The 19,423-nt window shown below is 39.1% G+C and carries 20 protein-coding genes, 1 tRNA gene and 1 pseudogene; 19 read left to right on the top strand and 3 right to left on the bottom strand.

Features of this window, described 5'->3' with window-relative positions; all coding sequences use genetic code 11:
* Positions 1 to 30 precede the first annotated feature (30 nt).
* From D8848_RS07840 to D8848_RS07820, 5 genes are all read left to right on the top strand, one after another.
* Positions 31 to 741 carry an ABC transporter ATP-binding protein gene (locus D8848_RS07840; protein WP_125443414.1) on the top strand — a complete coding sequence of 237 codons (711 nt, stop codon included), beginning with the start codon at positions 31 to 33 and terminating at the stop codon, positions 739 to 741.
* 1 nt (position 742) lies between these two features.
* Positions 743 to 1,528, top strand: a complete 786-nt coding sequence (locus D8848_RS07835; RefSeq protein ID WP_125443413.1) for an ABC transporter permease — start codon at positions 743 to 745, stop codon at positions 1,526 to 1,528.
* Position 1,529: 1 nt separating this feature from the next.
* Positions 1,530 to 2,249 carry an ABC transporter permease gene (locus D8848_RS07830; protein ID WP_125443412.1) on the top strand — a complete coding sequence of 240 codons (720 nt, stop codon included), beginning with the start codon at positions 1,530 to 1,532 and terminating at the stop codon, positions 2,247 to 2,249.
* A gap of 61 nt (positions 2,250 to 2,310) precedes the next feature.
* Positions 2,311 to 2,997 carry a response regulator transcription factor gene (locus D8848_RS07825; RefSeq protein WP_000323581.1) on the top strand — a complete coding sequence of 229 codons (687 nt, stop codon included), beginning with the start codon at positions 2,311 to 2,313 and terminating at the stop codon, positions 2,995 to 2,997.
* Positions 2,967 to 4,058, top strand: a complete 1,092-nt coding sequence (locus D8848_RS07820) for a sensor histidine kinase (protein ID WP_125443411.1) — start codon at positions 2,967 to 2,969, stop codon at positions 4,056 to 4,058. The genes D8848_RS07825 and D8848_RS07820 overlap by 31 nt, the downstream gene beginning before the upstream one ends.
* Before the next feature lie 224 nt (positions 4,059 to 4,282).
* Here D8848_RS07820 and yidC read toward each other — a convergent pair whose 3' ends face one another.
* Entirely contained in the window at positions 4,283 to 5,209 is a 927-nt protein-coding gene (yidC, locus tag D8848_RS07815; RefSeq protein WP_125443437.1) for a membrane protein insertase YidC, read from the bottom strand.
* A 78-nt stretch (positions 5,210 to 5,287) separates the two neighbouring features.
* Positions 5,288 to 5,566 carry an acylphosphatase gene (locus D8848_RS07810; RefSeq protein ID WP_001174612.1) on the bottom strand — a complete coding sequence of 93 codons (279 nt, stop codon included), beginning with the start codon at positions 5,564 to 5,566 and terminating at the stop codon, positions 5,288 to 5,290.
* Between the two features lie 33 nt (positions 5,567 to 5,599).
* Between D8848_RS07810 and D8848_RS07805 the strand changes: the two genes are divergently transcribed.
* The 11 genes from D8848_RS07805 (at position 5,600) to D8848_RS07750 (ending at position 14,523) form a co-directional block, all read left to right on the top strand.
* A complete protein-coding gene (locus tag D8848_RS07805; protein ID WP_125443410.1) occupies positions 5,600 to 6,340 on the top strand; it encodes a TrmH family RNA methyltransferase in 741 nt (246 codons plus the stop codon).
* A gap of 54 nt (positions 6,341 to 6,394) precedes the next feature.
* Complete coding sequence (locus tag D8848_RS07800) at positions 6,395 to 7,078, top strand: Bax inhibitor-1/YccA family protein (protein ID WP_125443409.1); 684 nt, start codon at positions 6,395 to 6,397, stop codon at positions 7,076 to 7,078.
* A 111-nt stretch (positions 7,079 to 7,189) separates the two neighbouring features.
* Entirely contained in the window at positions 7,190 to 8,182 is a 993-nt protein-coding gene (gene asnA / locus D8848_RS07790) for an aspartate--ammonia ligase (protein ID WP_000748003.1), read from the top strand.
* Positions 8,183 to 8,246: 64 nt separating this feature from the next.
* Complete coding sequence (rsmD, locus tag D8848_RS07785) at positions 8,247 to 8,786, top strand: 16S rRNA (guanine(966)-N(2))-methyltransferase RsmD (RefSeq protein WP_033687314.1); 540 nt, start codon at positions 8,247 to 8,249, stop codon at positions 8,784 to 8,786.
* A complete protein-coding gene (gene coaD / locus D8848_RS07780) occupies positions 8,776 to 9,264 on the top strand; it encodes a pantetheine-phosphate adenylyltransferase (protein WP_033687315.1) in 489 nt (162 codons plus the stop codon). Before rsmD ends, coaD begins: the two co-directional genes overlap by 11 nt.
* Positions 9,248 to 10,285, top strand: a complete 1,038-nt coding sequence (locus D8848_RS07775) for a SepM family pheromone-processing serine protease (RefSeq protein ID WP_033687316.1) — start codon at positions 9,248 to 9,250, stop codon at positions 10,283 to 10,285. Before coaD ends, D8848_RS07775 begins: the two co-directional genes overlap by 17 nt.
* Before the next feature lie 57 nt (positions 10,286 to 10,342).
* On the top strand, positions 10,343 to 10,573 hold the full coding sequence (locus D8848_RS07770; protein ID WP_000250399.1) for a DUF1146 family protein: 231 nt from the start codon (positions 10,343 to 10,345) through the stop codon (positions 10,571 to 10,573).
* Positions 10,574 to 10,596: 23 nt separating this feature from the next.
* Complete coding sequence (gene murA / locus D8848_RS07765) at positions 10,597 to 11,880, top strand: UDP-N-acetylglucosamine 1-carboxyvinyltransferase (RefSeq protein ID WP_125443408.1); 1,284 nt, start codon at positions 10,597 to 10,599, stop codon at positions 11,878 to 11,880.
* The gene (locus D8848_RS07760; protein ID WP_004241151.1) at positions 11,873 to 12,061 is read left to right on the top strand and encodes a DNA-directed RNA polymerase subunit beta; all 189 of its coding nucleotides are present in this window, start codon (positions 11,873 to 11,875) and stop codon (positions 12,059 to 12,061) included. The genes murA and D8848_RS07760 overlap by 8 nt, the downstream gene beginning before the upstream one ends.
* A 38-nt stretch (positions 12,062 to 12,099) precedes the next feature.
* Positions 12,100 to 12,924, top strand: coding sequence for a DNA-entry nuclease EndA (gene endA, locus D8848_RS07755; protein ID WP_078237947.1), 825 nt, complete (start codon positions 12,100 to 12,102; stop codon positions 12,922 to 12,924).
* A 267-nt stretch (positions 12,925 to 13,191) separates the two neighbouring features.
* Positions 13,192 to 14,523, top strand: a complete 1,332-nt coding sequence (locus D8848_RS07750) for a hemolysin family protein (RefSeq protein WP_000390027.1) — start codon at positions 13,192 to 13,194, stop codon at positions 14,521 to 14,523.
* Positions 14,524 to 14,720: 197 nt separating this feature from the next.
* Here the strand turns inward: D8848_RS07750 and D8848_RS07740 are convergent.
* Positions 14,721 to 14,791, bottom strand: a tRNA-Cys gene (locus D8848_RS07740).
* 157 nt (positions 14,792 to 14,948) lie between these two features.
* Between D8848_RS07740 and D8848_RS07735 the strand changes: the two are divergent.
* The 3 genes and pseudogenes from D8848_RS07735 to oppC all read left to right on the top strand — a co-directional run bounded on the left by D8848_RS07735 (position 14,949) and on the right by oppC (position 19,418).
* Positions 14,949 to 16,929 (top strand): annotated as a pseudogene (locus D8848_RS07735) (peptide ABC transporter substrate-binding protein).
* A gap of 66 nt (positions 16,930 to 16,995) precedes the next feature.
* A complete protein-coding gene (locus tag D8848_RS07730; protein WP_000759915.1) occupies positions 16,996 to 18,492 on the top strand; it encodes an ABC transporter permease in 1,497 nt (498 codons plus the stop codon).
* Positions 18,492 to 19,418, top strand: a complete 927-nt coding sequence (gene oppC / locus D8848_RS07725; RefSeq protein ID WP_000103691.1) for an oligopeptide ABC transporter permease OppC — start codon at positions 18,492 to 18,494, stop codon at positions 19,416 to 19,418. The genes D8848_RS07730 and oppC overlap by 1 nt, the downstream gene beginning before the upstream one ends.
* Positions 19,419 to 19,423 lie beyond the last annotated feature (5 nt).

The following is a 19,423-nucleotide window of genomic DNA, read 5'->3' as shown; positions in this document are numbered from 1 at the left end:
TAGAAATATTAAATAGAATAGGAGAACATCATGGAACAAAGTATTACCATTAAAAATTTATGTAAGTCATATGGCCAAACTCAAATTTTAAAAGATATTTCTTTTGAAGCAAAAGCAGGTAGAGTGACTGCTTTCCTGGGTCCAAATGGAGCTGGTAAAAGTTCAACATTACGTATTTTATTAGGATTAGACAAAGCAACATCTGGTCTTACCAAAATTGGAGATCAAACTTATAAGGAATTAAAATTTCCTCTAAAGACTGTAGGAGCTTCATTTGACAGTGTAGGATCTCCTGATGATCGGACTGTTTATCAACATTTGAAAATTGTTGCTGCTAGTAATGGGATATCCAGTCAGCGAATTGAACAAGTCTTGGATATGGTGGATATTAGCCATAAGAAAAAATCTAAAATTGGAAAATTATCATTAGGAGAAGGACAACGCTTGGGGATTGCAACAGCTCTATTAGGAAATCCTCAGTACCTGATATTGGATGAACCGACTAATGGGTTGGATCCAAGAGGAATTCGGTGGTTTAGAGAGTTTATAAAAAAACAAGCTCAAGAAGGGAAAACAGTCTTGCTATCATCTCATATATTATCGGAAGTGGAAGCAGTAACAGATGATGTAGTTATCATAAATAAAGGAAAAGTTCTTATAACAGGGACTTTACAAGAAGTGATGAAAAATCTTTCTTCACTAGAGGAAGTCTTCTTTAGTTTAACAGAGGGAGGGAAGTGATATGGCACTTATTTACTCTCTTCATTCTGAAATATTGAAATTACTTTATAAGAGAGCTACTCATGTTGTACTATTCTTGATACTGGTATTTCAAACGTTTTTAGCAAATATTGGTGCTTCTCAAATTGTTTCAGTTGGTATTCATGCTACACCAGAGACAAATCCAGATTTAGCAGAAGCAATACCTCCTATTGAATTTTTAGGTTTTGATGTCACTTTATTTGGTGTTTTTATTATGATTATCCTAGGTTCAATTTATGGAGCCGAGGAGTATAAATTCTCTGCTATTCGTACAAGCCTCCTCTCTATTACAAATCGAAGTACTTTCCTAGTTTCAAAAACATTAGTTTGGCTTGTATTTTCTTTTTTCATTTCCTTTCTGTCAATATTCCTTACGATTAACATGACACATTATGTTTTAGGACAAGATGGCTTATTGCTTTTTTCACTAAATGGGAGAGTTTGGTTCTATATACTTTTAGCCAGTATAGCTTGGACTTTGTTGGGACTGCTGGCCTATATTATGGCTTTGACATTTAAAACAGCCATTGTTCCTCTATTATTTTTGCTTCCTCAAGTCTACAATTTAGGAACATTCTTAGCAAACTATATATCGGTTGCAAAATTTCTTCCAGTTGCATTGGGGCAAGGATTGATTGCTACATCTCCTCAAATTTTAGAACATAATAGTTTACAAAATATTTTATTTTTACTTTGTTGGAACTTCTCATTCTTGGCTTTAGCAATTTACCGCTTACTCAAGTCAGATATAGGAGGAGGTGAATAAGTTGAAAGAACAACTTAAAAGTGAGTATCTCAAGTTTATTATGAATCCTTGGCACTGGTTGATTGTAGGTGCTCTATTACTGTGTGTTCCGGCGATGGTTGTTTTTTTAAATAGTAAGCCAGACCAGTTGACTCTACAGTTTGTTTTGGAACAGCTACTGCAAAGTCTCTATTTAGGACAGGCAGGTTTCGTTAGTCTAGCGGTTCTATTTATAGGTCAAGAATTTACAGGTTCTAGCCTTCGTACCAGTTTTCTTACATGTCCAAATCGTTTGAAATTTATAATCTGTAAACTAGCTATTGTATTATGTATGGAAATTGTATTATTGGTTGCTGTAATATCATTATGCATACTAATCGCGCAAGGATACTACAATATCAATCTTTTGAGTAATATTAAACATGTTCTAACAATTCTATTTCCAGCTTGTATTTCTATTCTAACCTTCTCTCTTTTAAGTGGTATTTTTGTATTTATTTCCCAGTCTTTTATCTTAATTTTGGGAATCAGTTTATCCCTTTTATTGGGGTTGGGGCAAATGTTATTACAATTCAGTTCTTTTTTTAGAAATTTACCATTACTAGCTAGTATGAATTGTTTTTATATCTATCCATTGTCTCTTTATTATCCAGTGTGGCAAGGCTTAGGGATACAAATAGTTTGGTTATTAATTGTTTTTCTATTTGCTACATTGATACTTATAGGAAAAAATGTACGCTAAAGACAGGGGTTATCCTGTCTTTTTCTCAGTTAGTGCTATAATATATTCAGGAGGGTGAATTATGGCTTATAAAATTTTGGTGGTAGATGATGATCTTGCTATTCTTCGCCTAATAAAAAAAGTACTAGAATATGAAAAATATGAAGTAGTCATACGAAATAAGATAGAAGAGATTGATCTTTGTGATTTTACAGGATTTGACTTGATTTTATTAGATATTATGATGCCTGTTAGTGGTTTAGAAATCTGTCAGATGATTCGCGAGCAGATAACTGTTCCTATCTGTTTTATAACTGCTAAGGATATGGATGAAGATTTAGTAGCTGGAATTAATGCAGGTGCTGATGATTATATTATGAAGCCCTTTAGTATGCAAGAATTGTTAGCACGTGTTAAAATGCACTTACGTCGTGAAGAACGGATTAAAGGAAATGTTCATCAAATAAAGATTGGGAAGCTTATACTATATACGGATAGTAAGGAACTATTTGTAAACGATGATAAGATTGCTCTGACAAGGAGGGAATTTGACATAGTGAATCTTTTGGCAAGCAACCCAAGTAAAATATACTCTATAGAGGAAATTTATAATTATCTATATCCACAAAGTTCAGAAGCTCTTTTACGTTCGGTTTCAGAGTATATTTATCAAATTCGTCAAAAGCTGAAACCTTATCAATTAAATCCAATTAAAACCTTGTACGGTGGAGGATATCAATGGGTAGAATCAAAAGTTTTAGACAATTAATTCGAGAAACCTGTTGGAGAATTATTTGGCAGTTTAGTCTTGGCTTACTAATGGCCTATCTTATTCCCTTAGCTTCAGTATCTATACAAATAAATGAAGATGGGAAAACTTTAAACAATAGTGGTGTTCTATCAATCTTTTTTAATGTGTCATCATGGATATATATTTGTGTTTTATTGATTATTCTAATAAGTTATCACATTGGAAAATTGTTGAAAAAACTGAGTTATGAAATGACTTTGATTTATGAAAATAGTATGTGGTTGGAGAGGGAATGTACAGAAAGTTTAACGGTTAAAGAATTTCGTGAGACAGGAAATCGGATTATTGTGATGCAAGATAGAATTCGACAATTAATAGTTGATGAGAAACAGCAGAAAGAAGATTTGATGTTTCAGGTTTCAGCAGCTTCTCATGATTTAAAAACTCCCTTAACCATTATTAGGGGAAATGTGGAATTTTTGCAGGCGATAACTGAAAACGACCAATCTCAAGAATGCTTAGCAGATATAGAAAGAGCTAGTCAACAGTTACTAGATTATTTCAATCAATTGATTCACTATTCTAAAACCTATTATGATGATGATGAGACAGGTTGGACGGAGTATTCCTCTTCAGATTTTATCAATGAATTAGAGAAAGAAGTCTCTTTTTTGATAAAAAATCAGCTGAAGTTTTCTTTTGAACAAAATGTGAAAGGAACTGAAAACTATTATATAAATCCATCTCTTCTGATTCGTGCAGTACAAAATATTTTAACAAATGCTTTGGAGTATGCAGATAAACAGAATCCTAAAATTAAAATTAGGGTAGAGCAAGAGGGGAAAGAATTGAAAACAGGTATATGGAATAATGGCTCTGAATTTCCAGAGGAAGTTTTAACTAATTTTGGGAAGCTCTTTTATCGTATGGATAAAGCTAGATCGGTTAAAGAGCAACATTATGGTATTGGACTTAGTTTTGTATGTAGAGTTGCAAAACTACACAAAGGCCGAGTTGAGCTTAGAAATAGAGACTCGGGAGCAGAAGTTTTAATAACTGTGAATTGTATTAAATCATAGTGATGCGTAGGCTGTTCATTTATGGGACATTTTTTTAAACGATGTGAGTGTCATATCTTTCTAAGAGTCTTACTGACTATATAGATTTCATACGGGGATTCAAAGCAAGGCTTTGTCTAACTTTGTAAAGCTTCAGTGCTTACGTTTTGCTTCTTATTAATCAGTGTTTTTACTATTTTTGATATCGCAAAAAGACTTAGCCATCCAGCTAAGCCTTTTTCTTCTTATCTCGAACGTTGTTTTCCAGCGTTGCGATTTTTGTGTTTTTTCTTGCTTGTGATAGCAGTTGGTTGTTCAGGGGTAACGTCTTTTCGTCCATTTGGTGTTGAGAAAGCACGTGCTTTTGGTGGATTCTTAGCCAATTCTTCACGGACTTTTTTGCGAAGTTTTGGACGAACGATATAGTTGACGATAAACTGTTGGAGAATCATCATGAAACCACCGACAACCCAGTAAAGTGTGACACTGGCTGGTGAGAAGAGGGAGAAGACGACGATCATGAGTGGGCTCATGTAAATCATTTTCTTGATTTGTTCTCTTTGCATTTCATCTTCTACTCCGTGAAGTGAAAGGAGCGATTGAAGATAGTAAAGAATACCAGCACAGGCAACCAAAATCATACTTGGAGAACCTAGAGGAATTCCTAGGTAGCTTGCTTGAGCAACACCTTCAGTATGTTGGGCAGCAAAGTAGATAGCAGAGAAGAAAGGCATTTGAAGGAGGATAGGGAAACATCCTACACCACCAAACATGCTGATGCCGTGCTCTTTTTGAGCAGCAAAGAGAGCTTGTTGGGCTTCGAGTTTTTCTTCCTGAGTTGTTGCTTCTTTGAGACGCGTTTGGTGTGGCTCAAGGACGTGCTTGAGGGCGTTCATCTTTTCAGAGTGAAGAGTTGCTTTCCATGATTGGTAGATACCAAGTGGCAAGATAATCAAGCGAACGATAATAGTTACGATGATGATAGCGACACCGAAGCCTAGACCTTTATCAGTAGCGAAGTACTTGATAGCTTCTCCCATCGGGGCACCCAAGAAATCCCAAACGGGACCAATTGGCTTACCTGTTGCTTTATCAATCTGAACGCAACCTGCCAAAACTAGCAACATAGCCACTCCCATAGCTGAGAGTGCAAAACGTTTAATAGATTTCAATGTGTTCATTCCTTCTTTTAAAAATAATACCTTTCTATTCTACTGTTTTTTTACAAAATATACAATAGTTCTAGAGACCTAATTTGCGATTTTAAAGTCAGGGTAGGGAGGAAAGTTGCTCAGTTTGACATCTAAGTAGCTGACTTTTGAAAAAGGTGTGGGTCCTTTGCGGATTTCTTGGATAAATTTTGCCATGATAGCAGATGAGTCTGCTTGGGCTAAGATTTCGACTGTGCCATCGTCGTTATTCCATACTCGACCTGTGATGCCACCAATTTCAAGTGCCAAGCTGTAAACACCCCAACGAAAGCCGACTCCCTGTACCCTACCTTGGGCAATCATTCTAACCTTTTGCATACCAAACCCCTTTGATTGTGTTATAATATTTCTATGACTATTATAACCTCAAAAGCCAATTCTGTGGTAAAAAATGCCAAGAAATTACACCAAAAAAAATACCGCAAGTCTGCTTATTTGATTGAAGGCTGGCACTTGTTTGAAGAAGCTGTTCAAGCTGGAGTGACGATTGAGAAAATCTTTGCCCTAGAAAATTACCGAGATCAGTTAGCTGCTTTTCCGCAAACTGTCTGGGTGTCAGAGGATATTTTGCTAGATTTGGCGGATTCTCAGACTCCACAGGGAATTGTCGCGGTGGTTCAAAAAGAAGAGGTAGAACAAGTTGATTTGAATCAGGGCAAGTTCTTGTTTTTGGAAGATGTGCAAGATCCTGGTAATGTAGGAACCATCATTCGAACTGCGGATGCAGCAGGTTTTACTGGAGTAATTGTTTCAGATAAATCGGCAGATATCTACAGTCTCAAGACCCTACGTTCCATGCAAGGCAGTCATTTTCATCTGCCTATTTACCGGATGTCTAGTCAAGCGCTTCTTAAGGAAACCAAAGAGGCAGGTATCCCAGTGCTGGCAACAACTCTTTCTAAGAATTCTGTTGATTACAGAGAACTGCCTTCTATAGAAAATTTTGTACTAGTCATGGGAAATGAGGGGCAAGGAATTAGTCCCCTTATGGCTGAAAGTGCAGATCAGTTGGTTCACATTAGCATGAAGGGGCAGGCAGAGAGTTTGAATGTTGCCGTTGCGGCCGGTATTTTAATTTTCCATTTAAGCTAATTTTAACTTTCTTTGTTATAATCAAGGAAAGATGTTCATAGAAAAGGAGAAAAGATGAATCACACTATTATTCACGACCGCGCAGGTCTCAATCAATTTTACGCTAAGGTTTATGCCTTTGTTGGTCTGGGGATTGGACTATCCGCTTTAGTATCAGGTCTTATGTTGACGGTCTTTCAATCTCAGTTAGTTTACTTTTTGATGCAGGGGCGTCTCTGGTTGACCATTGCTACTTTTGCGGAGTTGGCCTTGGTTTTCGTTGCTAGCAGTATGGCTTCAAAGAATAGTCCAGCGGCTCTTCCAGTATTTTTACTTTACTCAGTATTAAACGGCTTTACCCTTAGTTTTGTGGTAGCCTTCTATACTCCGGGTACAGTTTTATCCGCCTTTGTGTCGAGCGCCCTTCTCTTCTTTGTCATGGCGGTAGTTGGCATGTTCACCAAGAATGATTTGAGTGGCCTTGGTCGAGCGATGATGGCGGCTCTTATTGGTTTACTGATTGCTATGGTAGTCAATATTTTCTTGGCTAGCGGTTTCTTTGATTATATGATTAGCGTAGCCATGGTTTTGGTTTTCTCTGGGCTGATTGCTTGGGACAACCAAAGGATTCGCTATGCCTATGAGCAATCACAAGGTCGTGTAGCGACAGGTTGGGTTGTGTCAATGGCTCTCAGTATCTATCTTGATTTTATCAATCTCTTCCTAAGCATTCTACGTATCTTTGGTCGTAATGACTAAAAGGTCTATGAAATCAGTGTTTTGAGTGACACTGATTTTTTTAAAATTTCTCTTTCCTTTTCTCGAAAATAGGTGTATAATGCTTTTAATTAATTTTTTGAGGAGTAGTTTATGAAGAAAAGTTTTATCCATCAACAAGAAGAGATTTCCTTTGTCAAAAACACTTTTACCCAGTATTTGAAAGATAAGTTAGAAGTTGTCGAAGTTCAAGGTCCTATCTTGAGCAGGGTCGGCGACGGGATGCAGGACAACTTATCAGGTGTGGAGAACGCCGTATCGGTCAAGGTTCTCCAAATCCCTGATGCTACTTATGAAGTGGTGCACTCCCTTGCTAAATGGAAACGCCATACCTTGGCTCGTTTTGGTTTCGGTGAGGGTGAAGGTCTTTTCGTCCACATGAAGGCCCTTCGTCCAGACGAAGACTCGTTGGATGCGACCCACTCTGTTTATGTTGACCAGTGGGACTGGGAGAAGGTTATCCCAAATGGTAAGCGTAACATCGCTTATCTAAAAGAAACAGTTGAGAAGATTTATAAGGCCATTCGTTTGACAGAACTAGCTGTTGAAGCTCGCTATGACATCGAGTCTATCTTGCCAAAACAAATCACCTTTATCCACACAGAAGAGTTGGTAGAACGCTACCCAGACTTGACACCAAAAGAGCGTGAAAATGCTATTTGTAAAGAATTTGGAGCAGTCTTCTTGATCGGTATCGGTGGTGAATTACCAGACGGTAAACCGCATGATGGACGTGCACCAGACTACGATGACTGGACAAGTGAGTCTGAAAATGGCTACAAGGGTCTAAATGGTGATATTCTTGTCTGGAATGAGTCTCTGGGTGGAGCCTTTGAGTTGTCTTCTATGGGAATCCGTGTAGACGAAGAAACGCTTCGCCGTCAGGTTGCCATCACAGGTGATGAAGACCGTTTAGAATTGGAATGGCACAAGGCTTTGTTGAACGGCCTATTCCCATTGACAATCGGTGGGGGAATTGGACAATCTCGGATGGCCATGTTCCTACTTCGCAAGAAACACATCGGAGAAGTGCAAACAAGTGTTTGGCCTCAAGAAGTCCGCGATACTTACGAAAATATTTTGTAGAGAATCGAACCGCAAGGTTCGGTTTTCTTTCTCTTTTTGCCCATAATTTGGTATAATAAACGGTATGAAAATCGTATCAGGAATCTATGGGGGACGTCCCCTCAAGACACTAGAAGGCAAGACGACAAGACCTACTTCGGATAAGGTTAGGGGAGCCATTTTTAACATGATTGGTCCCTATTTTGAAGGTGGACGGGTCTTGGACCTGTATGCAGGTAGTGGTGGTTTATCTATCGAAGCAGTATCGCGTGGCATGTCTAGCGCTGTTTTGGTGGAACGAGACCGTAAGGCTCAGGCTATCGTGGCTGAAAATATTCAGATGACCAAGGAAGTTGGAAAATTTCAACTCCTTAAGATGGATGCAGAAAGGGCATTGGAACAGGTATCTGGGGAATTCGACCTCATTTTCTTAGACCCTCCTTATGCCAAGGAACAAATCGTAGCAGATATTGAAAAAATGGCTGAGAGGGAGCTTTTTTCTGAAGATGTCATGGTCGTGTGTGAGACGGATAAGACCGTTGAACTTCCAGAAGAAATTGCCTGTCTTGGTATCTGGAAGGAAAAGATTTATGGAATTAGTAAGGTGACAGTCTATGTCAGATAAGATTGGCTTATTCACAGGCTCATTTGATCCGATGACAAATGGGCATCTGGATATCATTGAACGGGCTAGCAAACTTTTTGATAAGCTCTATGTAGGTATTTTTTTTAATCCCCACAAACAAGGATTTCTCCCTCTTGAAAATCGTAAACGAGGGCTAGAAAAGGCTTTGAAACATTTGGAAAATGTTGAAGTTGTGTCTTCTCATGATGAATTGGTGGTTAATGTCGCAAAAAGACTGGGGGCTACTTTCTTAGTTCGAGGCTTGAGAAATGCGTCGGATTTGCAATATGAAGCCAGTTTTGATTACTACAACCATCAGCTGTCTCCTGACATAGAGACCATTTATTTACATAGTCGACCTGAACATCTCTATCTCAGTTCATCCGGTGTTAGAGAGCTTTTGAAGTTTGGTCAGGATATTGCTTGCTATGTTCCTGAGAGTATTTTGGAGGAAATAAGAAATGAAAAAAAAGATTAGATGGCCCTTATATGTCATTGCGGCCTTAATTGTGACTTTCTTGGCATTTGTAGTGCCCTTGCCCTATTATATAGAGGTTCCAGGTGGTTCGGAAGATATTCGCCAAGTCCTTAAAGTCAATGACACAGAAGATAAGGAAGCTGGTGCCTATCAATTCGTTACGGTTGGTGTCCAACATGCCACTTTAGCTCATATGATTTATGCATGGTTGACGCCTTTTACAGATATTCGTAGTGCTCAGGAGACTACAGGTGGCTCTTCCGATGTTGAATTTATGCGGATCAATCAATTCTACATGCAAACATCGCAAAACATGGCCAAGTATCAAGGGCTAAAAACAGCTGGTAAAGATATCGAACTCAAATATCTTGGGGTTTATGTTTTGACTGTGACGGATAATTCGACCTTTAAAGGGATTCTTAACATCTCTGATACGGTCACAGCAGTCAATGATCAGACCTTTGATAGTTCCAAAGATTTGATTGATTATGTCAATTCTCAAAAACTAGGGGACTCCGTCAAGGTCACCTATGAAGAGGATGGGCAAACCAAGTCTGCAGAAGGTAAGATTATCACCTTGGAAAATGGCAAAAATGGGATTGGAATCGGTTTGATTGACCGTACGGAAGTGACCAGTGATGTCCCAATTCGCTTTTCAACAGCTGGTATCGGTGGTCCAAGTGCAGGTCTCATGTTTAGTCTGGCCATCTATACTCAAATAGCTGACCCTGGTCTTCGTAATGGTCGTATCGTTGCCGGTACAGGTACCATTGATCGCGATGGGAATGTGGGGGACATTGGAGGTATTGATAAGAAAGTTGTTGCTTCGGCTAGAGAAGGTGCTGCTATTTTCTTTGCCCCGGATAACCCTGTTAGCGAAGAAGAACAAAAAGCGCATCCGGATGCGAAAAACAACTACCAAACAGCCCTGGAAGCAGCTAGAACAATCAAGACAGATATGAAAATTGTTCCCGTTAAAACCCTACAAGATGCAATTGATTACTTGAAAAACAATCCCTAGTTTTTAAGTGAAGTTTCCAAACTAGCGCACAAACAGAGAAGATGGTATAATAGTCAAATGGTTCAATTATTATTCACTCTAAGCAGTCACATGCTCTTTATTTATGTGAGTTTTTACCTTTTAAAGAATCTTGTTAGATGGGAAAAAGTCTTAAAAGTAACAGCTGAGAACACAGGAAAAGTTCGTTTACTAGTAGCCTTTTTCAGCATTGTAATGGGATATATCATGAGTTCTTTCTTTATCAGTCTGTATCAGTTGTGGCAAGAAGCGCTTAGAGGATTATTATAAAATCAAGAGTAAAGGAAATAAGTATGGAAAAAATTGTGGTTCAAGGTGGCGATAATCGTCTGGTAGGAAGTGTTACGATCGAAGGAGCAAAGAATGCAGTCTTGCCCTTGTTAGCAGCGACTATTCTGGCAAGTGAAGGAAAGACCGTCTTGCAGAATGTTCCTATCTTGTCAGATGTTTTCACCATGAATCAGGTGGTTCGTGGTTTGAATGCCAAGGTGGATTTTGATGAGGAAGCTCATCTTGTCGAGGTGGATGCGACTGGCGACATCACTGAGGAAGCCCCTTACAAGTATGTCAGCAAGATGCGCGCATCCATCGTTGTCTTGGGGCCAATCCTTGCCCGTGTAGGTCATGCCAAGGTATCCATGCCAGGTGGTTGTACGATTGGTAGTCGCCCAATTGATCTTCATTTGAAAGGTCTGGAAGCTATGGGGGCGAAGATTAGCCAGACAGCTGGTTATATCGAAGCAAAGGCTGACCGCTTACATGGTGCTCATATCTATATGGATTTCCCAAGTGTTGGTGCTACGCAGAACTTGATGATGGCAGCGACTCTAGCTTATGGAGTGACAGTGATTGAGAATGCTGCGCGTGAGCCTGAGATTGTGGACCTAGCTATTCTCCTCAATGAAATGGGAGCCAAGGTTAAGGGTGCTGGTACAGAGACCATTACCATTACCGGTGTTGAGAAACTTCATGGTACGACTCACAATGTAGTCCAAGACCGTATCGAAGCAGGAACCTTTATGGTAGCTGCTGCCATGACTGGTGGTGATGTCTTGATTAAAGACGCTGTCTGGGAGCACAACCGTCCCTTGATTGCCAAATTGCTTGAAATGGGAGTAGAAGTGACAGAGGAGACTGAAGGGATTCGAGTTCGTTCTCAACTAGAAAATTTAAAAGCTGTCCATGTGAAAACCTTGCCCCATCCAGGATTTCCAACAGATATGCAGGCTCAATTTACAGCCTTGATGACCGTCGCAAAAGGGGAATCAACTATGGTAGAGACAGTTTTCGAAAATCGTTTCCAACATCTAGAAGAAATGCGTCGCATGGGTTTGCATTCTGAGATTATCCGTGATACAGCTCGTATTGTTGGTGGACAACCTTTGCAGGGAGCAGAAGTTCTTTCTACTGACCTTCGTGCCAGCGCAGCCTTGATTTTGACAGGTTTGGTAGCACAAGGAGAAACTGTAGTTGGTAAATTGGTTCACTTGGATAGAGGTTACTACCGTTTTCATGAGAAGTTGGCACAGCTAGGTGCTAAGATTCAGCGGATTGAGGCAAGTGATGAAGATGAATAAGAAATCAAGCTACGTAATCAAGCGTTTACTTCTAGTCATTTTGGTACTGTTTTTAGGTGCTCTAGCCCTAGGTATCGGCTTAATGGTAGGTTATGGAATCTTGGGCAAGGGTCAAGATCCATGGGCTATCCTGTCTCCAGCAAAATGGCAGGAATTGATTCATAAATTTACAGGAAATTAGGCTGGAGAACCAGTCTTTTTCTAGAGATAAGGAGAAAAATGGATAAAAAAACAAGACAGACACTGATCGGACTGCTAGTGTTATTACTCTTATCTGCGGGAAGCTATTATATCAAGCAGATGCAGTCGACATCTAATAGTCCTAAAACCAAACTTAGTCAGAAAAAACAAGCGTCTGAAGCTCCTAGTCAAGAGTTGGCAGAAAGTGTCTTAACAGATGCAGTCAAAAGCCAAATAAAAGGGAGTCTTGAGTGGAATGGCTCAGGTGCTTTTATCGTCAATGGTAATAAAACAAATCTAGATGCCAAGGTTTCAAGTAAACCTTACGCTGATAATAAAACAAAGACAGTGGGCAAGGAAACAGTGCCAACCGTAGCTAATGCCCTCTTGTCTAAGGCTACTCGCCAGTACAAGAATCGTGAAGAAACTGGGAATGGTTCGACTTCATGGACTCCTCCAGGCTGGCATCAGGTTAAGAATCTAAAGGGGTCTTATACCCATGCGGTCGATAGAGGTCACTTGTTAGGCTATGCCTTAATCGGTGGCTTGGATGGTTTTGATGCCTCGACAAGCAATCCTAAAAACATTGCTGTTCAAACAGCCTGGGCAAATCAGGCTCAAGCCGAGGATTCGACTGGTCAAAACTACTATGAAAGCATGGTACGTAAGGCCTTGGACCAAAACAAGCGTGTCCGTTACCGTGTAACTCTTTATTATGCTTCAAACGAGGATTTAGTTCCTTCAGCTTCACAGATTGAAGCCAAGTCTTCAGACGGAGAATTGGAATTTAATGTCCTAGTTCCCAATGTTCAAAAGGGACTTCAACTGGATTACCGAACTGGAGAAGTAACGGTAACTCAGTAAAAGATAACATAAACTCCTATGTCACTTGTGGATATAGGAGTTCTTTTTTACTAGTTTAAGCAGGGCTACAATATACAATGATACTCAATGAAAATCAAATTGCAAACTAGGAAGCTAGCCACAGGTTGCTCAAAGCACAGCTTTGAAGTTGCAGATGAAGCTGACGTGGTTTAAAGTGAATTTCGAAGAGTATGAGAAAAAATAATATGTACTGGACTATATTTTGTGATATAATAGAGGGTAAGATACTATTTTAGGAGAAGAACTATGGAAGACCCAAGTAGTCAGAATTTGTTGCTACAATTTGTTTTATTGTTTATCTTGACAGTGTTAAATGCCTTTTTCTCAGCCACAGAAATGGCCATGGTTTCACTTAACCGTGCGCGGGTTGAACAAAAGGCAGAAGAAGGAGATAGACGCTATATCCGTCTGCTGAAGGTACTAGAAAATCCTAACCACTTTTTATCAACCATTCAAGTAGGGATTACCCTGATTACGATCTTATCAGGGGCGAGTTTGGCAGACACTCTGGGACGAGAAATTGCATCTTGGCTTGGAAATGGTGAAACATCTTATGCCGTTGCAAGTTTTCTATCTTTAGCATTTTTGACTTATATTTCCATCGTTTTTGGGGAATTGTATCCTAAAAGAATCGCTCTTAATCTAAAGGATGCCTTGGCGATTCGTACAGCGCCAGTTATCATTGGGCTTGGGAAACTAGTTAGTCCCTTTGTTTGGCTCTTGTCTGCATCTACCAATCTCTTGAGTCGCTTGACTCCTATGACCTTTGACGATGCTGATGAAAAAATGACCCGTGATGAAATTGAGTACATGTTGACAAATAGTGAAGAAACACTAGATGCTGACGAAATTGAAATGTTACAAGGAATCTTTTCACTGGACGAATTAATGGCCAGAGAAGTCATGGTTCCTCGAACGGATGCCTTTATGGTAGATATTCAGGATGATAGTCAAACCATCATCCAAAGTATTTTAAAACAAAATTATTCTCGTATCCCTGTCTATGATGGGGATAAGGACAATGTGATTGGGATTATTCATACCAAGAGTCTCCTTAATGCGGGCTTTGTGGACGGTTTTGACAATATTGTTTGGAAGAAAATCTTACAAGATCCTCTTTTTGTTCCTGAAACTATTTTTGTGGATGACTTGTTAAAAGAATTACGCAATACCCAAAGACAAATGGCGATTTTGTTAGATGAATACGGTGGAATGGCTGGTTTGGTGACACTTGAAGACCTCTTAGAGGAAATCGTTGGGGAAATCGATGACGAAACAGATAAGGCTGAAATCGAAGTTCATAAAATTGGAGAAGATACTTATATTGTTCAAGGTACCATGAATCTCAATGATTTTAATGACTACTTTGATGTTGAACTGGAAAGTGATGACGTTGATACCATCGCTGGTTACTATTTGACAGGAGTGGGGACCATTCCAACGACTGAAAAGCTCAGCTATGAGTTGGTAAGCCAAAACAAACAGCTTATCCTAACCAATGATAAAGTGAAAAATGGACGTGTTACCAAGGTAAAAGTCCAAATTACCGAAGTTGAAATAGAAGAAGAAACAGAGTAAACTAGAGGCTTTTGTCATCATGCGTGACAAAGCTTTTTTCAGTTGATTTTAAAAGGGAATAGTATCCTCGAAAAACTCAGTCCCCAAATCCGCCCCAAAACTTTTCTAAATCTATCCTTATTTATCCAAAGAAAAAGAAAAAAGCCCTTCAAATTGGGCTTTCTGTTCATGTGAAACCTGATAAATCAAGTTATAGAAGGCGGTAGACGGATTTGAACCGACGATCAAGCTTTTGCAGAGCCGTGCCTTACCACTTGGCTATACCGCCTTAACGTTTATTATTATACCTTGAAAATGATTTTCAGTCAATAGCTTTTTCAGATTTTTTGTGTCAATAAGCCTAAATATTCTGAAAATTCGTTTACTTTTCTTGAAATCTATGGTATAATTGATGATAACCTATACTTTATCAGAGGAGTAAATAAATGAAAAAAAGTAGAGTCTTTGTTGCAGCAGGAGTTGCTTTATTGGCAACAGGTGTGTTAGTAGCTTGTGGGAATTCAAAATCATCTGATTCGACAGCTCCAAAAACCTATGGCTATGTCTATTCGGCTGACCCAGAAACATTAGATTATATTATTTCTGGAAAAGAGAGTACGAAAGTGGCTACTTCAAACGGGATCGATGGCCTCTTCACAAATGACAAATACGGGAATTTGACTCCTGCGGTTGCAGAAGACTGGTCTGTATCAAAAGATGGATTGACATATACCTACAAAATTCGTAAAGGTGTCAAATGGATGACATCCGATGGTGAAGAATATGCCGAAGTGACTGCTAAAGACTTCGTGAATGGATTGAAACATGCGGCAGATAAGAAATCAGAAGCTCTATATCTAGCTGAAACTTCTGTTAAAGGTTTATCTTATTATTTGGCTGGGAATTCAAAAGATTTCTCTACAGTAGGTGTTAAAGCGGTTGATGACTATACTCTTGAGTATACTTTGAACCAACCAGAACCTTACTGGAACTCTAAGATGGTTTATTCAATTTTCTGGCCATTAAACGAAGAATTTGAAAAATCAAAAGGCTCTGATTTTGCTAAAGCGACAGATCCTACATCATTGCTATATAATGGACCTTTCTTGCTTAAAGGTTTGACTGCTAAATCTTCTATCGAATTTGCTAAGAACGAGCAGTACTGGGATAAAGAGAATGTTCATTTAGATACAGCAACACTTGCATATTTTGATGGTTCGGACCAAGAATCACTTGAGCGTAACTTTACAAGTGGAGCTTATAGTTTTGCTCGTCTTTACCCAACAAGTTCAAACTTCTCAAAGGTAGAGGAGTCATACAAGGATAATATTTTCTACACTCCGTCAGGAGCTGGTATTGGAGGTTTAGGTGTAAATATCGATCGACAAAATTACAAATATACATCTAAAACGACAGATGAAGAGAAAACATCTACTAAGAAAGCTCTTCTTAACAAAGACTTCCGCCAAGCCTTGAACTTTGCCTTTGACCGTACAGGTTATTCTGCTCAAGTTAACGGTAAAGAAGGTGCTCCTCTCGCAGTTCGTAATTTATTTGTGAAACCAGACTTTGTGACTGCAGGCGAAAAAACTTTCGGTGACTTGGTTGCTGAAAAAAGTTAAGACTTATGGAGATGAGTGGAAAGATGTAAACTTTGCTGATGGTCAAGACGGTCTCTTTAACGCTGACAAAGCTAAAGCAGAATTTGCTAAAGCTAAAACTGCTCTGGAAGCAGAAGGTGTGAAATTCCCTATCCACTTGGATGTTCCAGTAGACCAAACCTCTAAAAACTTTGTCGCACGGATTCAGTCGTTCAAACAATCAGTTGAAAAAGTTTTAGGCGAAGAAAATGTTGTCATCGATATTCAACAAATTTCTAAAGATGAATTCTTTAATGCGACTTATTATGCTGCTAATGCGGCAGCTGAGGATTGGGATCTTTCAGGTGCGGTTGGATGGAATCCTGACTATGAAGATCCATCAACTTACCTTGATATCCTTAAATCAACTAATAGTGAGCAAACGAAAACTTATATGGGGTATGATGACCCATCAAATGCAGCTGCAGCTAAAGTTGGTGTGAAAGATTACGATAAATTGCTTGATGAAGCTGGAAAAGAAACAAGTGATCTTAACAAACGTTATGAAAAATATGCTGCTGCTCAAGCTTGGTTGACAGACAGTTCACTCTTCTTACCAGCTATGTCTTCTAGTGGTGCTGCACCATTCATTTCTCGTGTTGTACCATTCTCAGCTTCTTATAGCCAATCTGGAGACAAAGGTTCAAATCTCTACTTCAAATATATTCAGTTACAAGACAAAGTTGTAACAAAGGCTGATTATGAACAAGCTCGTGAGAAATGGATTAAAGAGAAAAAAGAATCAAACGAAAAAGTTCAAAAAGAATTGACTAAACACGTTAAATAAATAACTCTCAAGGGAACTTTCTCTCCATGAGGAGAAGGTTCTTTTGGGATTTAAAAAGGAAACGATATGAAGAAATATATTTTTATGCGTGTCTTGCGGTCATTGGTTTCTATCTTCTTAGTAACAACCTTGACTTACACGATTATCTATACAATGGTTCCTCGAAAATTGATTTTCAAACAGGATACCAACTATAACAAGATTGCGACAACTGCTGATAAGCGTGATAACTATGAGAACACTGTTTATGAGCGTATGGGCTATATCGAGTACTACGATACCAAGGAATTGCAAGAAAAAGCCAGCCAGATGGATGCCTCTGTAACAGTTGAAGCTAATGACACCAACAAGGCTATCTATGAAAAATACATCAAACAAATCGGTCATGGTTGGACCTTGGGAGAATTTACTGAAAGTGGCCAATTCTACGCTACTCGTGAAATCCCAATTTTTGAACGTGTTTTTCACTTCTATGCTAACTTGATTGATATTGACCATACAAATAAAATTCAAGACCCTGAAAATCCAGACTTGAAACGTTATCTTCGTTTTGAAAACGATCCAGCTATCGGATGGTCATTGGTCGGTTCAGGTACTAAACACAAATATCTCTTGTACTTCAACAGTCAGTTCCCATTTGTGCATCAAAACTTTGTGAACATCAATTTAGGTGACTCTTATCCAACCTATGCTAATAGCCCTGTTTTACAGGTTATTACTCAAGGACAAGGACAAACAAAAACATCTCAAGTTCAGTTCCCAACAGGTAAGAAAACTTCTTCTGTAAATATTTACTCAAGAACCTATAAATCACCTAGTCAGGCTGATTCTCGTGAAGTAGCAAACTACGGAAAAGATGATCCTTATACAGCTACAGAAAGTAACTACCAATATCCTTCAATGATTGCCAGCTCTGCTGTTGTTGGATTGATCGGTTTGGTGATTTCTTATGCGATTGCCGTGCCACTTGGTTCAGCTATGGCTCGCTTCAAGAATACTTGGATTGATAGCTTCTCAACAGGGTTTTTGACCTTCTTGATGGCCCTTCCAACCATTGCTTTGGTTTACATTGTTCGTTTGATTGGATCATCAATTGGTCTTCCAGATTCATTCCCTATTTTGGGTGCTGGAGATTGGCGTTCGTATGTTTTACCAGCAGTTATCCTTGGTTTATTGGGTGCTCCTGGTACAGCTATTTGGATTCGTCGTTACATGATTGACTTGCAATCACAGGACTTTGTTCGTTTTGCTCGTGCAAAAGGTTTGTCTGAAAAAGAAATTTCAAACAAACACATCTTTAAAAATGCCATGGTTCCGCTAGTTTCAGGAATTCCTGGTGCTGTTATCGGGGTTATCGGTGGTGCAACCCTTACTGAAACAGTCTTCGCCTTCCCAGGTATGGGTAAAATGTTGATTGACTCTGTAAAAGCATCTAATAACTCTATGGTCGTTGGTCTTGTCTTCATCTTTACATGTATTTCTATCTTCTCACTTCTTTTGGGAGATATTTGGATGACTATTATTGACCCACGTATTAAATTGACTGAGAAAGGAGGCAAATAATGTCTACAATCGATAAAGAAAAATTTCAGTTTGTAAAACGTGACGATTTTGCCTCTGAAGCCATTGATGCGCCAGCTTATTCATACTGGGGTTCAGTGTTTAGACAATTTATGAAGAAGAAATCAACTGTAGTCATGTTGGGAATCTTGGTAGCTATCATTTTGATGAGTTTCATCTACCCAATGTTTTCTAAGTTTGATTTCAATGATGTCAGCAAAGTGAACGATTTTAGTGCTCGTTATATTAAGCCAAATGCTGAGCATTGGTTCGGTACTGACAGTAACGGTAAATCGCTCTTTGACGGTGTTTGGTTCGGAGCTCGTAACTCTATCCTCATTTCTGTGATTGCGACAGTGATTAACTTGGTTATCGGTGTCTTTGTCGGTGGTATTTGGGGAATTTCGAAATCAGTAGACCGTGTGATGATGGAAGTTTATAACGTCATCTCAAACATCCCATCTCTTTTGATTGTCATTGTCTTGACTTACTCAATCGGAGCTGGATTCTGGAATCTGATTTTTGCAATGAGTGTAACAACATGGATTGGGATTGCCTTCATGATCCGTGTGCAAATCTTGCGCTATCGTGACTTGGAATACAACTTGGCATCACGTACTTTGGGAACACCAACCTTGAAGATTGTTGCCAAAAATATCATGCCTCAATTGGTATCTGTTATTGTGACAACCATGACTCAAATGCTTCCAAGCTTTATCTCATACGAAGCCTTCTTGTCATTCTTCGGTCTTGGATTACCGATTACCGTGCCAAGTTTGGGTCGTTTGATTTCGGATTATTCACAAAACGTAACAACCAATGCTTACTTGTTCTGGATTCCATTGACAACTCTTGTCTTGGTATCCTTATCCCTTTTCGTAGTTGGTCAAAACTTAGCGGATGCTAGTGATCCACGTACACATAGATAGGAGTA

The organism is Streptococcus mitis, from assembly GCF_003942775.1.
Lineage (GTDB): Bacteria > Bacillota > Bacilli > Lactobacillales > Streptococcaceae > Streptococcus > Streptococcus mitis_CN.
Note: the sequence above shows the minus strand (reverse complement) of the source record. Positions and strands in the feature narration are given on the sequence as shown.

Excerpts from the sequence above, each read along its gene's own strand:
- D8848_RS07840 (WP_125443414.1), top strand. The coding sequence starts at position 31 with ATGGAACAAAGTATTACCATTAAAAATTTATGTAAGTCATATGGCCAA.
- D8848_RS07835 (WP_125443413.1), top strand. The coding sequence starts at position 743 with ATGGCACTTATTTACTCTCTTCATTCTGAAATATTGAAATTACTTTAT.
- D8848_RS07825 (WP_000323581.1), top strand. The coding sequence starts at position 2,311 with ATGGCTTATAAAATTTTGGTGGTAGATGATGATCTTGCTATTCTTCGC.
- D8848_RS07820 (WP_125443411.1), top strand. The coding sequence starts at position 2,967 with ATGGGTAGAATCAAAAGTTTTAGACAATTAATTCGAGAAACCTGTTGG.
- D8848_RS07810 (WP_001174612.1), bottom strand. The coding sequence starts at position 5,566 with ATGCAAAAGGTTAGAATGATTGCCCAAGGTAGGGTACAGGGAGTCGGC.
- D8848_RS07805 (WP_125443410.1), top strand. The coding sequence starts at position 5,600 with ATGACTATTATAACCTCAAAAGCCAATTCTGTGGTAAAAAATGCCAAG.
- D8848_RS07800 (WP_125443409.1), top strand. The coding sequence starts at position 6,395 with ATGAATCACACTATTATTCACGACCGCGCAGGTCTCAATCAATTTTAC.
- asnA (WP_000748003.1), top strand. The coding sequence starts at position 7,190 with ATGAAGAAAAGTTTTATCCATCAACAAGAAGAGATTTCCTTTGTCAAA.
- rsmD (WP_033687314.1), top strand. The coding sequence starts at position 8,247 with ATGAAAATCGTATCAGGAATCTATGGGGGACGTCCCCTCAAGACACTA.
- coaD (WP_033687315.1), top strand. The coding sequence starts at position 8,776 with ATGTCAGATAAGATTGGCTTATTCACAGGCTCATTTGATCCGATGACA.
- D8848_RS07775 (WP_033687316.1), top strand. The coding sequence starts at position 9,248 with ATGAAAAAAAAGATTAGATGGCCCTTATATGTCATTGCGGCCTTAATT.
- D8848_RS07770 (WP_000250399.1), top strand. The coding sequence starts at position 10,343 with ATGGTTCAATTATTATTCACTCTAAGCAGTCACATGCTCTTTATTTAT.
- murA (WP_125443408.1), top strand. The coding sequence starts at position 10,597 with ATGGAAAAAATTGTGGTTCAAGGTGGCGATAATCGTCTGGTAGGAAGT.
- D8848_RS07760 (WP_004241151.1), top strand. The coding sequence starts at position 11,873 with ATGAATAAGAAATCAAGCTACGTAATCAAGCGTTTACTTCTAGTCATT.
- endA (WP_078237947.1), top strand. The coding sequence starts at position 12,100 with ATGGATAAAAAAACAAGACAGACACTGATCGGACTGCTAGTGTTATTA.
- D8848_RS07750 (WP_000390027.1), top strand. The coding sequence starts at position 13,192 with ATGGAAGACCCAAGTAGTCAGAATTTGTTGCTACAATTTGTTTTATTG.
- D8848_RS07730 (WP_000759915.1), top strand. The coding sequence starts at position 16,996 with ATGAAGAAATATATTTTTATGCGTGTCTTGCGGTCATTGGTTTCTATC.
- oppC (WP_000103691.1), top strand. The coding sequence starts at position 18,492 with ATGTCTACAATCGATAAAGAAAAATTTCAGTTTGTAAAACGTGACGAT.